Below are 20,318 nucleotides of genomic sequence, written 5' to 3'. Positions count from 1 at the left end.
GGCATGAGCGCGTCCTGCATGCCTGTGCTCGCGGCGGACGGAAACGATATCGGGTGCCGCGACTTCGAGCGCGCGGACCAACTGCGCCGTGCGATTGTCCGGATTGTCGAACAACGGGAGTCCTACATCCTCGACCATGGTCTCGATTCCCGATTCTGCATGCCAGATGCGAATTGGCGCGCCGATGCCGACAACGATTTCCTGAAGGCTTATCGTCACGTCCGCGACGGTGGATACGACGTATTGAATCGTCTTCGATTTTGGACCCAGGTCTTCTCAGGTTACAGCCTCATGGCGTTATCCACTGCGAAGGGGCTCGACTCGGTAAGGTCGATTCCTGCGGAACTAGACGAGCGCGTGAGGACCTACGCGAAGAAATCGGATCGTTGGCGAAGATTTTGGCTACGGCATACGCGGCACCTTCCGAAGGACCTGGTCTTTTGCCCGCCGCGCATGCTCGGCGAGATCGGCGTGGATTGCGGCGGAGTCGTGGTCAATCACGACACCTATGTCTACCAGGAACGCATCAACGTGCTATACGAGGCAGGCGTCATCGGCTGGCTTAGAAAACGCGAAACGCCGTTACGAATACTTGAGATCGGTGGCGGCTATGGGGGGTTCGCGGCCGCACTTCGTGGAATCTTTCCCAATTCCATCTACGTGATCTGCGATTTGCCGGAAGCACTTCTGTTCTCCGGCCTTTATTTGCTGCTCGCTGCCAGGAATGAACCGATCCCCGTCGCGACCGGCGACGATCTTGGCGCGCTGATCGATCGCGCGAATGCCGTCCTCCTGCCCAATTACCTCTTCGATTCCCTGGTGCACAGCGGGCTGCATTTCGATCTCGCGATAAACACGCTTTCGATGTCCGAGATGTCGGCGCCGCAAATTGGTCGATACTGCGAGGGCATTGCGTCGCTTATCGCACCGAATGGCCTATTCTTCGAGCAGAACCATGACAATCGGCGTTTTGGCATGCTCGATTGCAAGGCCATTGTTCAGCGGCATTTCTTTGCCCGGCAATCGGTCGATGCGTGCCTTGCGGCGATGACGGAAGGCAAGGCCGATTTGTGGGCCAACGGGAGCCTCGCGTTTCTCGATTGCTTCGCACCGCCAGTTGGTTATTGGCCGCCGATCAGAAGGTTGCTCCGTCGGGCATGGCGGCTAACCGGGCGACTCTAGCCCGCGTGAACATCCAGGGAGGATCCAAACCTTGACCAATGAGCTGGAAGGCAGAGTAGCACTCGTCAGCGGAGGCGGGAGAGGGATCGGCAAGTCGATCGCCGAGGCACTTCACGCGCATGGTGCCGCCGTAATCGTCGCGGACAACGGCGCCGGCATCGACGGAATGCGTGCGGATCCGGAAATCGCACGAGCCGTCGTCAAAAGTCTTGGCGCTCGTGCCGTGGCGTTCACGGAAAGCATCGCGAGCCCGTCGGCCGCCCTTGCTGCGGTCGGGCTTGCCACAAAGCAATTCGGCGCCATCGACATCCTTGTAAACAACGCCGCGATCCTGCGCGATGCCTTCATATTCAAGGGCGAGCCGGGTTCCTGGGATGCGGTGCTGCGGAACAACCTTTCGGCCGCCTATTACTTGATGGCGGCAGCGACACCTCTCATGCGCGAAGCGGCCAAAATCGGACGCGGGGGTGGAGTCTGGGGTCGCATCGTCAATATCGTGTCGAGTGCCGGTATCTACGGAAATTACGGGCAAGCGAGCTACGCGAGCGCCAAGGGCGGGCTTATCGCACTCTCGCGCGTGGCGGCCCTCGATCTAGCCAGAAGTGGCATCACCTCCAACGCGATAGCCCCGTTTGCAGCGACCCGCGTCACCGATGCGATAAAGCCTGCCAATGACGCCCAGGCCCTGTACAAGGCCCGCGCCCTCAAGATATCGGCCCGTCATGTGGCGAATCTCGTGAACTACCTCTGTTTGCCTGCCGCCCAGAAAATCACCGGTCAGCTTTTCGGCGTGCGCGGCCGCGAAATATTCCTCTTTTCGCAACCTCGCCCGGTGGCGAGCCTTGCAAGCCCCGATGCCGACTGGACGGCCGAAACGCTGACGGCGGAAATGGAACGTGAGTTTAGAAGCAAATTCACTGAGCTCTCGACCGACCTCGAGGCCTTCAATACCGAGCCGCTCGTGTGACTTGCCGGATGGCGAGCGGCATCGATTCGGGTGTCTTGCGTGATTGCGCGGCCGATTCGGGATAGGCTCTCGAGCGGCTCTTGTGTAATTATTTGGCGTACACCCGCGCGAAAGGGATGTGCGCTGTCGCGTGTTCTTCGGAGGATCGGGACATGGAAGTCCAACCGCAACGCACCCCCGAGCGGGAAGCCTACTACGCGCGAATTGCCAAGGACAACCTGGCGCCCCTTTGGGAAGTCCTGAAGGGCCTCGTTCCAAAAGAGCCGACAGTGGTCGAGGTGCCGGCGATTTGGCACTACAACGAAATCCGCCCTGCCATCATGGAATCAGGCGGTCTTATCAGTGCCGAGGAGGCGGAGCGGCGCGTGCTCATTCTCGAGAACCCGGCGCTGCGCGGCATGTCCCGCATCACGATGAACATGTATGCGGGCCTTCAGTTGATCCTGCCTGGCGAAATCGCGCGCAGCCACCGTCACGCCGCGTCCGCATTGCGCTTCATCCTTGAGGGACACGGCGCTTACACGGCGGTCGATGGCGAGAGGACCGTCATGTCCGAAGGAGATTTCGTGATCACGCCGCCCTGGACTTGGCACGATCACGGCAATGAGAGCGATGCGCCGATGGTGTGGATGGACGGGCTGGATCTACCGCTCGTCAACTTCCTCAATTCGGCTTTCATGGAGCCTTACCCGGAGGAACGTCAACCCATTTCACGGCCGGAAGGCGACGCGCTCGCCCGCTATGGCGAGGGCATCGTTCCCGACGGCTACCGTGGCAACGGCAAGTGCTCGCCCGTCTTCAACTATCCCTACGCACGCACACGCGAGGCGCTCGAGAAACTGCGGCGGACGGGCGAGTGCGATGCATGCCAGGGCCTCAAGGTGCGCTACGTCAACCCCATCAACGGGGATTACGCGATGCCGACCATGGGAACTTTCATGCAGCTTATGCCCAAGGGATTTGCGGGGACCCCATATCGGTCGACGGACGGAATCACCTTCGCATGCGTTGAAGGACGCGGCCGAACCGTGGTCGGGGGCACAGCACTCGAATGGGGCCCGCGCGATATATTCGTCGTACCGAGCTGGCACTGGTACACGCACGAGGCCGGCAGCGACTCCGTCCTTTTCAGCTTCTCGGAACGTCCGGTCCAGGAGAAGCTCGGACTCTGGCGGGAGCAGCGCGGCAATACGACGCCTAGAACATGAGGGACGGTACGGCAATGACCGATGCGGCACTCGCCGACGTCGATCGCTTTGCCGCACGGGTTCGTACGATCTCGTGGTTTGCCGCCGCCGGTGAGCCGCTCCTCGAAAGCGAGCGCACCGAAGTCGAACGGTATCTCGAACGCCTTGGAATTACCGGCATGCGCGTTGCGCCGGCCAGGGATTGGATCGATACCGAACGAATTGTTCGCGATCCACATTGGGATCGACGCTGGTGGCACGGAGAGGAGGAAGTGCGCAAGGCGCTTCTTGCTCGAGCGGCCAAGGACCATGAGATGGGAGCCTTGATAAGTGCTCTTACGCGCGTGACGAACGAGGCAACCGGCACTGTGCTTGGCATGGCTCTAATCGCTGCCCTTCGTTCGGGTACGGGCCATCAGGCAATCGCGGCCGCCGCTGCGGGTGCTGCCACGCAAGCGTGCTATCAGGCTGCCCTCGCGATTGCCGCAGGCACGGGAGAGACGCATCCATTTGCCGTCAAGCGGCGGCTCTTCGAAGCGGGGCGCTGGCCGCTCGCCGCCATCGAGGACGCATTTTACATATTGTAAGCGGCACAATCGTCACGATGCCTGTCGTACCCAGCAATCCTGCTTGGCCGATTGAAGCTCATTGCACAATTTGCGCGCATCGCCGGCGCCATCGAAGGGGCCAACCATGAGCCGGATGAGTTGTTTGCCGTTGCCGGTCCTGATTTCCTCGACCTGGGGACTGTATTCGCCGAGGGTCTGGGGTATGCGTGCGCGCATCGCCTGCCAGTTTTGATTCGCCTCGTTGTAGGTTGGGAAAGCGCCGAGCTGCACCACGAATTTTCCACCGCCGCCACCCGATGACTCGGTCCGGATTTGGCCAGACGGCGGTGCATGCATTGTGGTGCTCGGCGTTGGCGCAGTGACGGCGGTAGCGACCCTTGTCGGCGCTGGCGGGGCGTTGGTCACTGCCTCCCCAGCGGACGCCGCCACTTGAGATTCCACGCCAGCCGCGGCGGGCGCGGAGGTGGCCTCTGCGCCTGATGTCCCCGTTGCCGGGGTGGCGGCGCCTGTGCCTGGTTTTATGGGAGCAGTCGTCGAATTTCCGGGTACCGATTCCGCGTGGTTTGGGTCCGACTTCACGTTCACCGTTGGCGGCCAGGCGTTCGGGGTGACGGGATTCCATGCCGAAGCGGATTGCGCCGGGGAGGCAGCGGCGGTCGGTGGCGCGGACGCAGCCCCTCCCGGTGCTGCGGCACGCGATTGCGATTCTCCGGCCGATTGAGCGAGTTCCGTGGCGCTGCCCGGATCCGGACTCGGCTGCGCCTTGTGATAATCGGTGAGGGTCAGCCGCCGTGTTGCCCCCGGTGCTTCGCGCCGCTTGAGCACAACCGCACCGATCTTCGGCGCGTAATAATATGTATCGATCATGCCGTTTCGATCGCAGACGATTTCCCAGGCGTCGAACGTGCCGGCTTCGACGGTCATCTGCCGAGGTGCGTGAACCTCGCAGCTATCCGTCTCGCTATACGGTGTCGCTGCGTCCGACCGGCTCAAGGTAACGGTGTATGTGATCTTCTTGCCAACCTCGAGTGGGAAGATTGTTGGTTTCTCCGGTGAGAAAAACCTCAAGTACGACGGCCGATCCGGGCGGGGAATCTCCGTGAGTGGCGGGATCGTCGGATCGGCGAACGTAATCCATCGGGTGCCGCTATTGTCGATCCAATAGATTCGATCGTTCTGAATCGCCGTCACGAAATTGGGTTGCTCATCGCCATTTTCTTCGAATGTCAGGCTGTCGCCGACGTGATAAGTGGGTAATGCAGCGTCGGCCGATGTGGCAGTATCGTGACCATGCAAGGCATCAGAACACGCAGCGAGAAAAAATGCGGAGCCGAGCAGTGTCACGACGAGCAGAACAACGTGCCGCCGCGATCCTAGCCGCATGCACATGAAGACATTCCAATCCTTATTACGATTGCGCGAGAGCTACGCGGGCGTAGCGCAGCCGATGACGAGTGTGCCAAACTCGGTCATGAACGGCAATCGGCGTTCTTTCGTATATTATTGATATTTCATATATTTCTGGCCCGCTCGAGCGCCCCGAGCCACAGGGCGCATCCCAATCCAAGGGTCGAGGCGCCGACGATGAAGATGGGCGATGCCTCCCAACCGCCGAGGCGACTGACAAGGATGGCCAATATCGGCGGGCCTACCATTTGACCAAGATTGGCCCCTTGAACGATGAGGCCGTTTGTCGTCGCAATCAGCTCTGACGACGGTGCGTGCAGGGGCACACCGCCGAAAACGGATGCAGGCAGCACGCCGCTCAGGCCGGAGAACAATAGACACGCTAGATAACGGGCCTCGTCCGGAAGGGCGGTCGAAAAAATTGCGACGCTCGCCGACGCCATCGCAAGATGCGCGAATGCGACGAGCCGCCAGCGCCGGACACCGCGGCTCAAAAGCCAACCACCTGCGAGGTTTCCGCTCGCGTTGGCAACGACCACGAGAGCGGTCAAGGCTGCGGCGACACCACCTGTCAAGCCACGTCGCTCGATAAGGAACGTCGGCAAAAAGCCGACGAGGGCAAGCCAGTTGGCGGAATAGAAGAGAAAGCAGAGGGTGAGCGCCACCGGGCCAGCACTTGTCATGGTGCGCTTCATGCTTAGCCAGAGCATGCGCCCTTCGCCAGGGTGTGCTGCGGGCTGGATCGGCGCCGTCCCCGTCGCCCTCGCGAGGGCGACAATATAGAGTGCCGTAACCAACGCGTTGGCCCACCAAAGCCCGCGCCAGCCAAGCGCTGCAAGGACGATCGGGGAGACGAGGATCATAAGCGCCGCACCCACCGGCAAGTAGCAGCCCCATAGACCGAGAACGAGCTTCAGATCGCGTGGTGCCGCCACGTGAATGATGAGTGACGGAACGGAAACGATGACCGCGAGAAATCCCATACCCTCGACAAGGCGACTCGCGAAAATCACGGGGCCGCTCGGCGCAAAACCACCGAGGATATTGGCCGCAGCAATCAAACCGAGGCCGGCAAGCGTGGCGCGCCTGTGGCCGAACCGGTCTGCAATGGCGCCGGCTGCCATGCCGCCGATCACGGACATCACATTGAAGAGCGAGATTACCCACCCGGCCGCAAAGAGGCTCAAGCCAAGTTCAGCACGCAGGGTGGGAAGTGCCGCCGGCGCCTTTCCCACCTGAAAAGCAGCGACGACACCCGCCCCTACGGCGATCAGGACCACGCTCCAATGAGTGGCGGCGGACGCGCCATTTTTGCAGATCGTATCCTGCGCCATCATCGCTCCATCGAGGCGAAACAGCCTGACGGAAAGTCAGCCTTCAACGACCCTGTTGCGAAGTACGCCAATCTTTTCGATCTCGAGTTCCGCGACGTCGCCAGGTTTCATGAAAATGGGAGGCTTGCGGGTGAAACCGACGCCTGCTGGCGTTCCGGTCGGTATGAGGTCGCCCGGCTCAAGCGTGGTAAACGTCGAGCAGTAGGCGATCAGCTCGGGAACCGGGAAGATGAGATTTTCGGTATTACCGTTCTGAAGCAGAATTCCGTTGAGTTTTGTCGTTAGTTTGAGCTTGGAGGGATCCGGCAGCTCGTCGCTCGTGACCATCCAGGGACCGACGCTGCCTGATTGGGGAAAATTCTTGCCCGGCGTAAATTGGGAGCCGTGCCGTTGCCAATCGCGCACGGAGCCGTCGTTGTAGATCGTGTAACCCGCGACGTAACCGAGGGCATCTTTTGCTGCAACGCGCCGCGCTCGCTTGCCGATGACGATGCAAAGTTCGACCTCATAGTCGTAACTGTCGGACTCCCTCGGCTTCACGATCGGCTGTTCGTGGCCGACTTGGCTGTCGGCAAAACGCACGAAGACAACTGGCTTGGTTGGCGGTTTGTGCCCGCCTTCAGCCGCATGGTCCGCGTAGTTGAGCCCGATTGCGAGAATCTTCGCGGGATCGGGAATAACCGGCAGGAAGCTGATGGCGCTGAGCTTATAGTCGGGCGCTTCGCTTTTGGCGATTCGTTGTGCATCAGCGAGAGCCCCGTGCGTCAGAAGGGCACGAAGTGTGGGATGCTCTGCCCCGAAACGTCGGCCGAGATCGACGACGCCATCATTCTTCACCACGCCATAGCTTGCGCGCCGCTGGTCGAGAAAGCTCATGAGTTTCATTGCTGCCCTCCCCTTGTCATCGATTGGTTGAGGATCGGGCTGCAGCCGTTCGATGCTGGCCGACCCGAGCTGCCGCGGAACTTAGCGGGAGAGTGCGAGCCGGTAAAGCGGGGCGATGATCAACATCGGGCCCGGGTCGTACGTTGGTTTTCGCAGTGTATAGCAACGCAGATCGGTTTATTCGGGCGTCAACGTCGAATTCGCGGAACAGAATATACCGCCCGCACTCGATATCGCGCACCACGCGATCGCCTTAGGCCGCGGGCGAATCGTCCATGACCGACCGAGTGCCGCACCGAACCGCGGCCGGGCCAAGCTCGACGCCCAGAACGGTGTCGCAAGGCGAAAAGACGAGACGTTAAAGGATCATTTGAGTCTGCATGACGATTGCCACGAGTCGCCCTTCCGACGTCGATATGCGCGTTTGCCAGACCATCGTGCGCTTGCCGCGATGGAGTGGTGTACACTCACCCACAATGGTTGCATCAAGGGGAGCTGGCGCCAGGAAATTGGTTTTGCTCTCGATTGTCGTTGTGTGCTTGCCTTCCGGCAGATTGATTATGGTGGCAACAGCCCCGAGGGTGTCGGCGAACGCCATGACGGCACCGCCGTGGAGCACTGCCGGCAAAGTGCATAGGTCCTCACGCACGCGCATGGTGCCGACGACTTTGTCCGGCGCAGCGCTCGCAAATTCGATCCCCAGCAATTTCGCGAATGGCAGGGGTCGCTCGGTTATTCTGGCAAGGGCGTCCATGGAATGCACCCGCTCCGCGCCGAGAGTTGGCGGCAACACGTCTCACGCTAGTAATATGTTGTATCCAGTATGGTATTCGGATTTGAAGTTCCTTAACGCGGATGCCACCAAAATCACAGGAACTTCAAATCCACCACACTAGGCGCTGTTTACAAAGTGATTGACGCATGACTCTGGCTTTGATTCAAGAATGCCTCTTGGAAGGAGGCAGGATTGAGTCGCGGCGATCTGAGCGAGACCGAATGGCGGTTGCTCAAACCCCTTCTGCCGCCGGAGCGTGGACGCAAGAGTCGTCCTGCGTTCGACAATCGGCAGATGATCGACGGCATCCTGTGGCGTATTCGAACCGGAGCGCCATGGCGTGATTTGCCGGAGAAGTACGGCAAGTGGATGACAGTCTATCAGCGCTTTCGACGATGGAGCGAGGCCGGGATCTGGGAGGCAGTCGCCACGACGCTCGCCCAAGTGATGGCCGATACGAAGTCTTCCTATCTCCTCGCCGGCAAGGGATATGACAGCGACGCCATTCGGGCTAGTCTTCAGGCAGCGGGCATCCGCACCTGAATCTCGCCAAAATCCAATCGCAAAGCTCAAATCCGCTGGAACCGGCGCATCTATCGCGAACGCAACCGCATTGAGCGCATGATCGGGCACCTGAAGGTCAATCGCGCTGTCGCGACCCGTTATGACAAGCTCGCACGATCCTTCCTCGACGTCCTTCATCTCGCTACGATCCGCAAATGCCTGCGCTATGCAACTCGATAAGGAAATTCGAAACTGGAACTGGTGATGAAGCGCTTATTCGTTGCTCTTTGTGCTTTGGTCGCGTTCGGCAGTGAGTGCACATCGACGGATACCTGGCGGCCATCTGCCGATCACACGCAAATACCAATTTGGCCGGGAGCGGCGCCCGATGGGCAACCGGTTCCGGGTCAGGAAATTGAAACACCGAGTACGGGATTGGTGGCGGGCAGACCGTGGATGGCTGTCACCAACGTGACCCGACCGACGATGACGATCTATGCCCCCCAGGGGAAGAACTCCGGGGCCGCGATCGTGGTGTTTCCTGGCGGCGGATTCCAGGTACTTGCAATAGACCTCGAAGGCACCGAGGTCTGCGAATGGCTGATATCCACGGGCGTCACCTGCGTCTTGTTGAAGTATCGCGTCCCGAGTCAGCCGTATGACTGGCGATGCAACTGCCGTCCCGACAATCTCGTGACATCGACTCTGGCTTTGGACGATGCCCAAAGAACAATCGGACTTGTGCGCCTTCACGCCAAGGAATGGCACATCGACCCGCACAAGATTGGTGTGCTTGGGTTTTCGGCAGGCGGATATCTGGCCGCGGAAATCAGCACGAATTTTGAGCGCCGCTTGTATTCGAACGCAGACGATGCCGACAAGGAAAGCGCTCGCCCGGATTTTGCCGTCCTTGTTTATCCCGGGCATCTCGTGACCAATAATGATGGACTAAATCCGAATGTTCCTGTCTCCCGTGAGACGCCTTCCACTTTCTTGGTGCAGGCAGAAGACGACAACGTGGATGGTGTGAAGCAATCACTGGTCTACTACGCTTCACTGAAAAAAGCTGGCGTACCGGTCGAGATGCATCTGTACGCATTTGGTGGGCATGCATTCGGCTTGCGGCGGACTCAGTTTCCAATTACCGACTGGCCTCGGCTTGTCGAGACGTGGTTACGCACGATTGGAATGATTTCGGAGTAGCGGAGTGCACAAATATCCGTTTGACGGGCTCCTTTTCGAGACTTTGTAAACAGGGCCTAGTTGAATCCGCAGGTGCCGCCTAGCGTGGCAGGCAACGTCTCGGCAGGCCGGTCAGGCCCTGCCGCACCCTCCGGGATTGAATTTGCGCTCGGTCGCAGCAGGGAACTTGGCGAGTTTTTCCGCGGGACGAATCGGTCGGCGCAGAAGTTCGCCGCGGCAATTGGGACAGCGACCGCCCAGCACCGTTTCCGCACAGGCAGCACAAAATGTGCATTCGAAAGAGCAAATTCGAGCCTCCAGCGAGTCGGGCGGCAGGTCCCGGTCGCAGCATTCGCAATTCGGCCGTAACTCCAGCACTGAAGCCTCCTTCACGAATATAGAGCGAGCCATTGTGCCGTTGTGCGGATATCCGGCAATGACGAAATGTCCGCTTTTTGCGCCAGACCGTGGAACGGCTGGGGCCACTTCGAACTCATCGGTCCATACCCGCCCGCCGCGAACCTTTGGCGAATCGTGCCTTCAGCACTTCCGAGCGGACCCTTGAAATCCAGCATCTGCTCATCGATCCGGGCAATGACGGGCGCGCATTCGCGGGTGTCACGGCGCGATGTGACCGGAATTCGCCGCCGCCTTGCTGAAGGGGAAGACGACACTGGGATCGGGTAAGATGTGGTGATTGCGCTTTCCCGCATAGTCGAGCTTTGACAGCATCATGCGGATCACATTGAGGCGCGCGCGCCGCTTATCGTCTGCACGGACGACATACCAAGGCGAGGAGGTTGTGTGAGTGCGGACGAGCATTTCATTGCGCGCGTCGCTATAGTCTTTCCAAAGCTTGACCGCTTTTTGGTCGATCGAGCTCACCTTCCACTGTGTGAGTGGATCGTCCTTGCGCGCGTCGAGCCGCTCCCTCTGTTCGCTTTTCGTGATGTCCAGATAAAATTTGAGCAATTTGATACCCGATCGGATGAGCAGGCCTTCAAATTGCGGCACGTCCTCCATGAAGGCCTCGACCTGCTCCTTCGTGCAAAACCCCATCACGCGCTCGACACCAGCACGATTGTACCAGCTCCTGTTGAACAGGACCATTTCCTGGGCTGCGGGCAAATGACTGACATAGCGCTGAAAATACCAGTATGTGATCTCACGGTTGGAAGGCTTGCCAAGGGCCACGACGCGCACCTCGCGCGGGCTGAGGTGCTCGATGATGCGCTTGATGGCGCCATCTTTTCCGGCGGCATCGCGGCCTTCGAAAATCACCAGAATCCGGTCGTCGCACTTGATGATGTGGCTTTGCAGCTTCACAAGCTCGACCTGAAGCGTATAGAGCGCCGCTTCGTACTCCTTGTGCGAGAGTTCTGCTTCGTGCGACCAGTCCTTTTGCTTCTTCGCCATGCGGGCCTCCCTGTCTTCGCGGTCTTTCGCTGAAGCGCATCCTGACCCTATCCAGGCCGCGTCCAGCAGGCTAGTCTTATGCAAAATACTGGGCGATTGGAGCGCTCACATGGGCAATCCGTCGTCGCGGTAGGCATAATCTGCTGGGAGGGAGAGCGCATGATACCCGGAGCCTTCGAATATCACCGCCCGCAAAAGGTGGACGACGCAATAGCCCTCCTCGTAAAGCATGGCGAGGATGCTCGTGTCGTCGCCGGCGGCCACAGTTTGATCCCCATGATGAAACTTCGCCTGGCCGTGCCTGCGCATCTTGTCGATCTCCAGGACATCGCTGAGCTGCGCGCGATCCGAAGTGACGGCGGCACGCTCGTTGTCGGAGCACTCGCAACACAGCGAGAGGTGATCGGGTCCGAGCCCCTCGCTTCGAAATGCCCGATCCTGCGGGAAACGGCATTGCAGATCGCCGATCCCCAAGTGCGCTACGTCGGCACAATCGGTGGCAACGTCGCAAACGGCGATCCCGCGAACGACATGCCGGCGGTGATGATGGCCTTGGGTGCGAGCTATCGCATCAGGGGAGGACGCGGGGAGCGGGATATTCCGGCGCGCGATTTCTATCGCGGTAGCCTTGTCACGGCACTTGAGGCCGGCGACATCCTGACTTCGATACGGATACCCACGCCGCCCCAGGGGCACGGCTATGCTTATGAAAAACAGAAGCGAAAAACGGGCGACTATGCCACGGCTGCGGCCGCGGTGATCCTCACCTTTTCCCGCGACGCATGCTCGTCTGCGGCGGTAGCACTCACCAATGTGGCGCCAACCCCGCTCTTTGCGACTGCCGCGGGGGAAGCGCTGGTGGGTACGCGCCTCGACGAAGCTGCGGTCGCCGAGGCTGTGCGCAGGGCGAGGGCGATCGTCGAGCCCGCGGCGGATCAGCGCGGGCCAGTCGATTTTCGCGTCCATGTTGCGGGTGTCATGGTTCGGCGCGCAATCCAGCGCGCCAAAGCGCGGGCGAGCTAAGCGGCAGGGAGGTGTCATCGTGTCCAAGATGCATATCAAGCTTACGGTAAATGGCCGCCCGGTGGATGCTCTGGCCGAGCCGCGCATGTTGCTCATCCACTTCCTGCGCGAACAGCTCTCGCTCACCGGTCCCCACGTCGGATGCGACACCAGTCACTGCGGCGCATGCACTGTCGACTTCAATGGAAAATCGGTGAAGTCCTGCACCATGTTTGTGGCGCAGGCGCAGGGTGGCGAGGTCAAGACGATTGAGGGCGTCGCCGCCGCCGATGGCACCCTGCATCCTCTCCAGGAAGCGTTCCGCGAGCATCATGGGCTACAGTGCGGGTTCTGCACGCCGGGGATGATCGTGCGGGCTTATCGGTTGCTTCAGGAGAACCCGAATCCGACCGAAGCGGAAATTCGCATCGGCATCGCGGGCAATCTCTGCCGCTGCACGGGATACCAAAACATCGTCAAGGCAATTCGCGCCGCTGCCGAGCGGATGAACACTGCCAAGGAGGCCGCAGCATGAGCGCCCCCGTCGAAACCGCCGATGTCCGCAAGCAGCAACTCGAAGGCCTTGGCGCAAGGCGCAAGCGTGTTGAGGACGCGCGCTTCACCCAGGGTAAGGGAAATTACATCGACGATATGAAGTTGCCGGGTATGCTGTTCGGTGATTTCGTGCGCTCGCCCCACGGTCATGCGCGCGTCAAGTCGATCAAAAAGGACGCAGCTTTGGCCCTGCCGGGGGTGAAGGCGGTGCTTACCGCGGCCGATCTCAAACCGCTCAAGCTGCATTGGATGCCGACCCTGGCCGGCGATGTGCAGGCGGTACTCGCGGACGAAAAGGTGCTTTTCCAGGGCCAGGAAGTCGCTTTCGTGGTGGCCGAAGACCGCTACACCGCAGCCGATGCGGTCGAGCTCATCGAGGTCGAGTACGAGGCGCTGCCTGCAATCGTCGATCCGACGAAGTCGATGGCGCCGGACGCTGTCGTCCTGCGCGACGATCTCGCCGGCAAGACCGAGGGCGCTCATGGCGCGCGGAAACATCACAATCACATCTTCACTTGGCAGGTCGGCGACGCAAAAGCGACCGAAAATGCGCTCAAGAACGCTGAGGTCCTCGTCAAGGAGCTGATCGTCTATCAGCGCGTCCATCCTTGTCCGCTCGAGACTTGCGGCTGCGTGGCGTCGATGGACAAGGTCAACGGTCACCTCACCGTATGGGGAACCTTCCAGGCGCCGCACGCGGTGCGCACGGTGGCGTCGCTGATCTCCGGAATCCCCGAGCACAAGATCCGCATCATTTCGCCGGACATCGGTGGCGGGTTCGGCAACAAGGTCGGCGTCTATCCCGGATACATATGCTCGATCGTCGCGTCGATCGTGCTCGGCGTCCCCGTCAAATGGGTCGAAGACCGCATCGAGAATCTGGTCGCGACGGCGTTCGCGCGCGATTACCACATGACCGGTGAGATCGCGGCGACCAAGGACGGCCGTATCAAGGCGCTGCGATGCCACGTGCTGGCCGATCATGGCGCATTCGACGCCTGCGCCGATCCGACGAAATATCCCGCCGGGTTCTTCAGCATCTGCACCGGCTCCTACGATATTCCGGCAGCACATTTGACGGTGGATGGGGTCTATACCAACAAGGCGCCAGGTGGTGTCGCCTACCGCTGTTCGTTCCGCGTCACGGAGGCATCGTATTTCATCGAACGCATGATCGACGTCCTGGCTCGAAAGCTCGATCTTGATCCCGCCGAAGTGCGGCGGCTCAATTTAATCCGGAAGGACCAGTTTCCCTATCATTCGGCACTCGGTTGGGAATACGACAGTGGGGACTACCACGTGGCCCTTGAGAAAGCGCTCAAGACCGTCGACTACACTGCACTGCGCGCCGAACAGCGAGCGAAGCGGGAGGCCTTCGCGCGGGGTGAAACGCGCAAACTGATGGGAATCGGCGTTAGCTTTTTCACCGAGATCGTCGGCGCCGGTCCGATCAAGAATTGCGATATCCTCGGCCTCGGCATGTTCGATTCCTGCGAGATCCGGATCCACCCCACGGGAAGTGCCATAGCGCGGCTTGGCACGATCAGCCAAGGTCAGGGCCACGCGACGACCTTCGCACAGATTCTCGCATCTGAAATCGGCATTCCCGCGGCGAACATCACCGTCGAGGAGGGTGACACCGATACCGCACCCTACGGGCTCGGAACATACGGTTCCCGCTCCACGCCGGTGGCCGGTGCGGCGACCGCAATGGCGGGGCGGAAGATCCGCGCCAAGGCGCAGATGATCGCTGCTTACCTTCTCGAGGTGCATGACGACGATCTCGAATGGGAAGTCGATCGCTTTCGTGTCAAAGGGGCGCCCGAGCGATTCAAGACCATGGCCGAAATCGCATTCGCGGCCTACAACAAGGTCCCGCCGGGAATGGAGCCGGGACTCGAGGCGGTGAGTTACTACGATCCACCGAACATGACCTATCCCTTCGGGGCCTATGTTTGCGTCCTCGATGTCGATGTCGACACGGGCGTCGTCGAGGTTCGCCGCTTTTACGCACTCGACGATTGCGGCACGCGCATTAACCCGATGATCATCGAGGGCCAGGTACATGGCGGGCTGACCGAGGCGTTCGCCATCGCCATGGGGCAGGAAGTCGCCTACGACGAGTACGGCAATGTGAAAAACGCCAGCCTGCTCGATTTCTATCTGCCGACGGCCGTGGAAACACCGGTTTGGGAGACCGACCACACCACGACGCCCTCGCCCCATCATCCGATTGGCGCCAAGGGTGTGGGCGAATCGCCTAACGTCGGGGGCGTTTCCGCATTCTCGAATGCGGTCAATGACGCCTTCGCGCATTTCGGGCTCCTCCACACGCAGATGCCGCACGATCATTGGCGGGTGTGGAAGACAGCTGAGCGGCTCGGCCTCACGCGCTAGGGTGGGCGGCCGCACATGGACGAACGAACTTCCGCTTCGCCGCCGGCCGGCACTGCGGATAGGGATGCGGAGGACGGTCACGCGCGGGCGACTGCCGTGAGCATGGATTTCAAGTCCCTCCAGTGCGACCTTGCGGCCGTCGGCTACATCGCCGATGACGCGCTCGCAATGGCGCTTCGGCTCTGCGTTTCATTAAGGCGGCCGCTCCTTCTCGAGGGCGAAGCAGGGGTCGGAAAGACCGAGGTCGCCAAGGCGCTCGCAGCCGTGCTCAATGCGCGGCTCATCCGGCTGCAGTGCTATGAGGGCCTGGATGCCAATTCCACTCTCTATGAATGGAACTATCAGCGCCAGCTCCTCGCCATCCGAACGCGTGAGCATGAGCGTCTTTCGGCGGATGAAATCGAGCATCATATTTTCTCGGAGGCCTTCCTTCTCCGCCGCCCGCTCCTCGAGGCGATCTCGCAGCGTACGCCGCCCGTTCTGCTAATCGACGAAGTCGACCGCGCCGACGAGGAATTCGAGGCATTTCTCTTGGAAATCCTGTCCGATTTCCAGATCACAATTCCCGAACTCGGCACCGTGACGGCACGTTCGATCCCCCACGTCGTCCTGACCTCGAACGGTACACGCGCGCTCTCGGACGCACTTCGCCGTCGCTGCCTTTATAGCTATGTCGACTTTCCGGACGAGCAAAAGGAGCTCGCCATCGTCCGTGCGCGGCTCCCTCACATCGATTTGCAGCTTGCCGAGCAGGTTGTGCGCTTCGTCCAGGTGCTCCGCCGCGAAGATCTCGAGAAGAAACCAGGGATCGCCGAGACGCTCGATTGGGCAAGCGCGCTTATGGGACTCAAAATGCGCTCACTTGATGACGATCCGCAAATGCTGCAGGCAAGTCTCATCTGTCTTCTGAAGACCCAGGCCGATTTGAAAGCGGTACCTCGCGAAGTCACGGAACGGCTCGTCGGCAAGGTGGCGTAACGATGATCGCCGCACAGCCTGAAGGAGACGTGACTGGGGTCGTCGCGCGATTGAGCGGATTCATGGCGCATTTGCGGGTCAACGGCTTCGCCGTCGGGCCGGGTGAGACGGAAGCCGTGTTGACTTTCCTGGCGGTGGGCGATTTGGCGGATGCCCGGTGGGTGCGGCTCGGTTTGAAAACGATGCTCTCCGGCGATCGAGGTCAATGGGAGCGCTTCGAGGCACTTTTCGACGCTTACTGGTTTGGACGCGGTGTGAAGCGCGCGGTGACTTCCGGTGCGATCTCGCGTGACGACGATCGGCGGCCAGATATTTGGCGTGCTGTGTCACCGCTTGGCTCGAGTGCCGAACTCAATGCAGCCGTGGAGCAGCGCGGGCAGGAGGAAGGCAAACCGCTCGACGGAGCTGGTCAGCTCGCCGCGAGCCGGCAGAACCTGCTTGCACGCTCGGACCTGCGCCGGCTTGCCAATCCCGACGAGGTGGCCGAGGCCGAGCGTATTGCCGAACGCCTCGCACGAGCGATCCGATATCGGCTGAGCCGGCGGCGTGTCCCTTCCGCCCGCGGAAGGGCGCTCGACCTCCGCCGAAGTATCCGCCGAAATCTTTCAAAAGGTGGTGAGCCATTCGAGCTCATTTATCGACGACGACCTGACCGCCCTGTCAATCTTGTGCTTTTGCTCGACGTTTCCGGGTCGATGAAGATCTATAGCCGATTCCTTATCTGTTTCGTTCGTGGCCTTTTGGGCGCTTGGCTCGAGACCCATGCGTTCGTCTTTCATACGCGACTCGTGCATATCAGCGACGTTCTGCGCGAGCATGACCGGGCGCGCGCCATGGACCGGCTCTCTCTCATGGTCGAAGGTTTCGGTGGCGGGACACAAATCGCCAGCGCCCTCAAGTCGTTCAACGATCGATATGCCCGTGAGGTGCTGAATTCGCGAAGCATTGTCATTATGATGAGCGACGGCTACGATACCGATCCGGTCGATGCGATGGTTAGGGAACTCGCGCGATTGAAACAGCGCGCGCGGCGGCTCGTCTGGCTCAACCCCCTTCTCGGCTGGCGCGACTATGCGCCGGTTGCGCGTTCGATGGCGGCCGCGATGCCCTATATCGATTGCTTCGCCGCGGCTCACTCGCTGGAGAGCCTCGCGGCACTTGAAGCCGAACTTTGCCGGCTTTGAACTTTTCGTTCGAGGACCTCGACGCTGGCGCTTCGAGCCGGGGAGGACCATTTATGCAACGAATCTTCGCCGTCACGCGCACGCGAGGTCCCCGTTGGAACGATCAGCTCTCGATGGAGGAGCAGGAGGATTGGAAGGGGCATGCGGCCTTCATGAACGCACTTCACGCCGATGGTTTTGTCCTTGTCGGCGGGCCGCTCGAAGGCACACTGGATACCTTGCTTATCTTTCGCGCAAACGATGTCGACGAAATCGCATCCCGCCTGTCGGGCGATCCGTGGGCGAAAATGGACCTCCTGCGGATCACGCAGGCGATCCCCTGGACCCTCAGACTCGGCGTGGTCGGCTGAAGCCCAATTCCACACCAAGGATGTGATCGCCTTGTAATCCTAGGAAGGCATGGATGACCGAAACTGGCCCGGTCATCATGGAAATGAGGTGCTCGTCCAAAAGCGATGGTCCCACATCTGGGGGATTGCAGCCATTTGAAGATATCATCTGCGGAGGGGTGACATGAACAAGGTCGGCAAACCTGCGTTGGTGACGCTTTCGGCGGCTCGGTCGGCGCCGAACGAACCGGGACGTATTTCGGCGCTGATGCTGCGGCACGGCACGCTGGAGCTTAGATACTACAAGCCACCGATGCCGGATCCGCAAACCCCCCATAGCCGCGACGAGCTTTACATCGTGACCGAGGGGAAGGGTCATTTTGTTCGGGCCGGCGAACGGTTCGCATGCGGCACGGGAGATGCGTTATTTGTTGCAGCCAACGTCGAACACCGTTTCGAGGATTGCACGCCGGGCTTCGCGGTATGGGTAATGTTTTACGGCCCGGAAGGCGGAGAGCAGGATTATCGCTGAGATTCCCCGCGAGGGTAGCGTCTGCGACCGGCCAAAACCGACTTACGCCCACCCGACGCAATAACGCTCCGACTTCAAATCGACGAGCTCTCCGGATGAGTCAGGATGCCCGAACTTTTGCTTGAATGTGAACGCGAATGCAGTCGGCCCAAGCTGACCTAAATGATGCAGGCGGGCCAAACCTTGCTCGACGGTTGGCAATGTTCCCGCTTCGACCCACCACAAGACGAAGTACGGTCCTGACGGCCGCTCGAACCACTGTCGGCGCTTTTCCATGACAAGTCGGTGCGAGGTTCGGTAGACAAAATCAAAGAGGACCTCGACACTTTGCCACACCGACATATTCACGATGAATTGCGGATTGTCGGTGACCTTGATGTCGGTTGCATTGCCCTGGTCGGATTGGAGGCGCCAGACGAAGCCGGGACTCCGATCGGCCGACTTATTTATTTCATCGAGGAGCGACATGAATTCCGCAATGCGCGGATCGTCGAGGGGATAGAGCGTCGTGCCGACGTTCATTTGCGCAATGTGCCATTCCATCGATCGCTCTCCCCTCGCGATTTGGACGACATCGATTGTCAAGAACGATTGATGTCGCGGCCTGCTTTCATCCGTCGACTTCGAATTTGACCCCTTGCGCCAGCGGAAGTTCGCGTGAGTAGTTCACGGTGTTTGTCGCGCGCCGCATGTATGCTTTCCACGCGTCGGAACCGGATTCGCGGCCTCCACCCGTCTCCTTCTCGCCGCCGAAGGCGCCGCCAATTTCGGCGCCGGACGGACCGATATTGACATTGACGATTCCGCAATCGCTCCCTGTTGCGGACATGAACTGTTCTGCTTCGCGGAGATCCGTTGTGAAGATCGAGGAAGAGAGGCCTTGCGGCACGCCGTTGTGCATCGAGATCGCATCGTCGAAATCGCGATAGCGCATGACGTAGAGGATGGGTGCGAATGTCTCCTGACACACGATCTCGGTTTGAGCCGGCATTTCGACGAGGGCGGGGCGGACATAGCAGGCATCTGGAAAACGATCGGCAAGGACACGTTCGCCGCCCAATATCTTGCCGCCGTCCTGCTTCGCCCGATTGAGGGCGGCTTGCATTTTTTCGTAAGCGGAGCGGTCGATCAGAGGACCGAGCAAAGTCGAGGAATCGAGCGGGTTGCCGACGGTGACGGATTGGTAAGCGCGCTTCAGGCGCGGCACGAATTTCTCATAGATTCCGTCTTGCACGATCATGCGCCTGAGCGAGGTGCAGCGCTGGCCCGCGGTGCCGACCGCGGCGAATACCGTGGCGCGCACGGCGAGATCGAGATCGGCGGAAGACGCGACCACCATACCGTTATTGCCGCCGAGTTCGAGCAACGCACGGCCAAACCGCTTCGCCACCCGCGGCCCCACTTCTCGGCCCATGCGAGTCGAGCCGGTCGCTGAAACGAGGGGCACGCGCGGATCTTCGGCCAGTGCAGCACCGACCTCGCCGCGTCCGACGATCACCTGCGACAGATATTTTGGTGCGCCACCCAAACGCACACATGCGCGATCGAGTAACGCTTGGATGGCGAGTGCCGTCAGCGAGCCCTTTTCCGAAGGCTTCCAGACCAGGCTGTCGCCGCAAACGAGTGCGATGGCGGCGTTCCACGACCAAACCGCCGCCGGGAAGTTGAACGCGGTGATGATGCCGACCGGACCAAGCGGGTGCCATGTCTCGCGCATGGCGTGGCCGGGCCGCTCGGTCGCAATAGTCAAGCCATGGAGCTGCCGTGAGAGGCCGACCGCGAAGTCGCAGATGTCGATCATCTCCTGGACCTCGCCCAGTCCCTCCGAGACGATCTTGCCGACCTCGATCGAAACCAGCCGGCCCAGGGCAGCCTTGCTGGCGCGCAGTTCTTCGCCGAGCAGCCGCACCAGCTCGCCGCGCTTCGGTGCCGG

20 protein-coding genes and 1 pseudogene are annotated in these 20,318 nt (G+C 60.5%); 13 read left to right on the top strand and 8 right to left on the bottom strand.

Annotation, left to right across the window (positions count from 1 at the left end):
* Nucleotides 1-3: 3 nt before the first annotated feature.
* From VEJ16_06040 to VEJ16_06025, 4 genes are all read left to right on the top strand, one after another.
* Nucleotides 4-1,182 (top strand): putative sugar O-methyltransferase, encoded by a 1,179-nt coding sequence (locus VEJ16_06040; protein ID HYB09209.1) that lies wholly within the window; start codon nucleotides 4-6, stop codon nucleotides 1,180-1,182.
* 31 nt (nucleotides 1,183-1,213) lie between these two features.
* On the top strand, nucleotides 1,214-2,149 hold the full coding sequence (locus tag VEJ16_06035; GenBank protein HYB09208.1) for an SDR family NAD(P)-dependent oxidoreductase: 936 nt from the start codon (nucleotides 1,214-1,216) through the stop codon (nucleotides 2,147-2,149).
* 152 nt (nucleotides 2,150-2,301) lie between these two features.
* Nucleotides 2,302-3,357, top strand: coding sequence for a gentisate 1,2-dioxygenase (gene gtdA, locus VEJ16_06030; GenBank protein ID HYB09207.1), 1,056 nt, complete (start codon nucleotides 2,302-2,304; stop codon nucleotides 3,355-3,357).
* The gene (locus VEJ16_06025; protein ID HYB09206.1) at nucleotides 3,354-3,923 is read left to right on the top strand and encodes a hypothetical protein; all 570 of its coding nucleotides are present in this window, start codon (nucleotides 3,354-3,356) and stop codon (nucleotides 3,921-3,923) included. Before gtdA ends, VEJ16_06025 begins: the two co-directional genes overlap by 4 nt.
* A gap of 12 nt (nucleotides 3,924-3,935) precedes the next feature.
* On the opposite strand, the gene VEJ16_06020 is transcribed toward VEJ16_06025, so the two are convergent.
* From VEJ16_06020 to VEJ16_06005, 4 genes are all read right to left on the bottom strand, one after another.
* A complete protein-coding gene (locus VEJ16_06020; protein ID HYB09205.1) occupies nucleotides 3,936-5,294 on the bottom strand; it encodes an SPOR domain-containing protein in 1,359 nt (452 codons plus the stop codon).
* Between the two features lie 122 nt (nucleotides 5,295-5,416).
* Entirely contained in the window at nucleotides 5,417-6,649 is a 1,233-nt protein-coding gene (locus VEJ16_06015; protein ID HYB09204.1) for an MFS transporter, read from the bottom strand.
* 33 nt (nucleotides 6,650-6,682) lie between these two features.
* On the bottom strand, nucleotides 6,683-7,531 hold the full coding sequence (locus VEJ16_06010) for a fumarylacetoacetate hydrolase family protein (protein HYB09203.1): 849 nt from the start codon (nucleotides 7,529-7,531) through the stop codon (nucleotides 6,683-6,685).
* 358 nt (nucleotides 7,532-7,889) lie between these two features.
* A complete protein-coding gene (locus VEJ16_06005) occupies nucleotides 7,890-8,285 on the bottom strand; it encodes a PaaI family thioesterase (protein HYB09202.1) in 396 nt (131 codons plus the stop codon).
* 213 nt (nucleotides 8,286-8,498) lie between these two features.
* Here VEJ16_06005 and VEJ16_06000 point away from each other — a divergent pair.
* Nucleotides 8,499-9,050 (top strand): annotated as a pseudogene (locus VEJ16_06000) (IS5 family transposase).
* 24 nt (nucleotides 9,051-9,074) lie between these two features.
* Nucleotides 9,075-10,013 (top strand): alpha/beta hydrolase, encoded by a 939-nt coding sequence (locus VEJ16_05995; protein HYB09201.1) that lies wholly within the window; start codon nucleotides 9,075-9,077, stop codon nucleotides 10,011-10,013.
* 111 nt (nucleotides 10,014-10,124) lie between these two features.
* Here the strand turns inward: VEJ16_05995 and VEJ16_05990 are convergent, their stop codons facing one another.
* Together VEJ16_05990 and ppk2 are read right to left on the bottom strand one after the other, a co-directional pair.
* Entirely contained in the window at nucleotides 10,125-10,370 is a 246-nt protein-coding gene (locus VEJ16_05990; protein HYB09200.1) for a DUF1272 domain-containing protein, read from the bottom strand.
* 240 nt (nucleotides 10,371-10,610) lie between these two features.
* Entirely contained in the window at nucleotides 10,611-11,408 is a 798-nt protein-coding gene (gene ppk2, locus VEJ16_05985; protein HYB09199.1) for a polyphosphate kinase 2, read from the bottom strand.
* A 159-nt stretch (nucleotides 11,409-11,567) separates the two neighbouring features.
* Here ppk2 and VEJ16_05980 point away from each other — a divergent pair, with 159 nt between their 5' ends.
* The 7 genes from VEJ16_05980 (at nucleotide 11,568) to VEJ16_05950 (ending at nucleotide 18,385) form a co-directional block, all read left to right on the top strand.
* Nucleotides 11,568-12,431: a xanthine dehydrogenase family protein subunit M gene (locus tag VEJ16_05980; protein ID HYB09198.1), complete on the top strand. Its 864-nt coding sequence runs from the start codon at nucleotides 11,568-11,570 to the stop codon at nucleotides 12,429-12,431.
* 19 nt (nucleotides 12,432-12,450) lie between these two features.
* Complete coding sequence (locus VEJ16_05975; protein HYB09197.1) at nucleotides 12,451-12,945, top strand: (2Fe-2S)-binding protein; 495 nt, start codon at nucleotides 12,451-12,453, stop codon at nucleotides 12,943-12,945.
* On the top strand, nucleotides 12,942-15,362 hold the full coding sequence (locus VEJ16_05970) for an aerobic carbon-monoxide dehydrogenase large subunit (protein HYB09196.1): 2,421 nt from the start codon (nucleotides 12,942-12,944) through the stop codon (nucleotides 15,360-15,362). The genes VEJ16_05975 and VEJ16_05970 overlap by 4 nt, the downstream gene beginning before the upstream one ends.
* A gap of 102 nt (nucleotides 15,363-15,464) precedes the next feature.
* On the top strand, nucleotides 15,465-16,340 hold the full coding sequence (locus tag VEJ16_05965; GenBank protein ID HYB09195.1) for a MoxR family ATPase: 876 nt from the start codon (nucleotides 15,465-15,467) through the stop codon (nucleotides 16,338-16,340).
* Between the two features lie 2 nt (nucleotides 16,341-16,342).
* The gene (locus VEJ16_05960; protein HYB09194.1) at nucleotides 16,343-17,524 is read left to right on the top strand and encodes a VWA domain-containing protein; all 1,182 of its coding nucleotides are present in this window, start codon (nucleotides 16,343-16,345) and stop codon (nucleotides 17,522-17,524) included.
* 53 nt (nucleotides 17,525-17,577) lie between these two features.
* Nucleotides 17,578-17,874 (top strand): hypothetical protein, encoded by a 297-nt coding sequence (locus VEJ16_05955; GenBank protein ID HYB09193.1) that lies wholly within the window; start codon nucleotides 17,578-17,580, stop codon nucleotides 17,872-17,874.
* A gap of 163 nt (nucleotides 17,875-18,037) precedes the next feature.
* Nucleotides 18,038-18,385, top strand: coding sequence for a cupin domain-containing protein (locus VEJ16_05950; protein HYB09192.1), 348 nt, complete (start codon nucleotides 18,038-18,040; stop codon nucleotides 18,383-18,385).
* A 42-nt stretch (nucleotides 18,386-18,427) separates the two neighbouring features.
* On the opposite strand, the gene VEJ16_05945 is transcribed toward VEJ16_05950, so the two are convergent.
* Both VEJ16_05945 and VEJ16_05940 read right to left on the bottom strand, forming a co-directional pair.
* Complete coding sequence (locus tag VEJ16_05945) at nucleotides 18,428-18,928, bottom strand: DUF3291 domain-containing protein (protein ID HYB09191.1); 501 nt, start codon at nucleotides 18,926-18,928, stop codon at nucleotides 18,428-18,430.
* Between the two features lie 67 nt (nucleotides 18,929-18,995).
* Nucleotides 18,996-20,318 (bottom strand): aldehyde dehydrogenase family protein (locus VEJ16_05940; GenBank protein ID HYB09190.1); only part of this gene is annotated, 1,323 nt, incomplete at its 5' end.

The organism is Alphaproteobacteria bacterium, from assembly GCA_035625915.1.
GTDB lineage: Bacteria > Pseudomonadota > Alphaproteobacteria > JACZXZ01 > JACZXZ01 > DATDHA01.
The sequence above is the reverse complement of the archived record's forward strand: the minus strand, read 5'-3'. Positions and strand labels throughout refer to the sequence as shown.

Coding starts and splice junctions, on each gene's coding strand:
- VEJ16_05950 (HYB09192.1), top strand. CDS start 18,038: ATGAACAAGGTCGGCAAACCTGCGTTGGTGACGCTTTCGGCGGCTCGG.
- VEJ16_06040 (HYB09209.1), top strand. CDS start 4: ATGAGCGCGTCCTGCATGCCTGTGCTCGCGGCGGACGGAAACGATATC.
- VEJ16_06025 (HYB09206.1), top strand. CDS start 3,354: ATGAGGGACGGTACGGCAATGACCGATGCGGCACTCGCCGACGTCGAT.
- VEJ16_06010 (HYB09203.1), bottom strand. CDS start 7,531: ATGAAACTCATGAGCTTTCTCGACCAGCGGCGCGCAAGCTATGGCGTG.
- VEJ16_05995 (HYB09201.1), top strand. CDS start 9,075: ATGAAGCGCTTATTCGTTGCTCTTTGTGCTTTGGTCGCGTTCGGCAGT.
- ppk2 (HYB09199.1), bottom strand. CDS start 11,408: ATGGCGAAGAAGCAAAAGGACTGGTCGCACGAAGCAGAACTCTCGCAC.
- VEJ16_05965 (HYB09195.1), top strand. CDS start 15,465: ATGGATTTCAAGTCCCTCCAGTGCGACCTTGCGGCCGTCGGCTACATC.
- VEJ16_05955 (HYB09193.1), top strand. CDS start 17,578: ATGCAACGAATCTTCGCCGTCACGCGCACGCGAGGTCCCCGTTGGAAC.
- VEJ16_05945 (HYB09191.1), bottom strand. CDS start 18,928: ATGGAATGGCACATTGCGCAAATGAACGTCGGCACGACGCTCTATCCC.
- VEJ16_05970 (HYB09196.1), top strand. CDS start 12,942: ATGAGCGCCCCCGTCGAAACCGCCGATGTCCGCAAGCAGCAACTCGAA.
- VEJ16_06005 (HYB09202.1), bottom strand. CDS start 8,285: ATGGACGCCCTTGCCAGAATAACCGAGCGACCCCTGCCATTCGCGAAA.
- gtdA (HYB09207.1), top strand. CDS start 2,302: ATGGAAGTCCAACCGCAACGCACCCCCGAGCGGGAAGCCTACTACGCG.
- VEJ16_06020 (HYB09205.1), bottom strand. CDS start 5,294: ATGTGCATGCGGCTAGGATCGCGGCGGCACGTTGTTCTGCTCGTCGTG.
- VEJ16_05980 (HYB09198.1), top strand. CDS start 11,568: ATGATACCCGGAGCCTTCGAATATCACCGCCCGCAAAAGGTGGACGAC.
- VEJ16_06015 (HYB09204.1), bottom strand. CDS start 6,649: ATGATGGCGCAGGATACGATCTGCAAAAATGGCGCGTCCGCCGCCACT.
- VEJ16_05960 (HYB09194.1), top strand. CDS start 16,343: ATGATCGCCGCACAGCCTGAAGGAGACGTGACTGGGGTCGTCGCGCGA.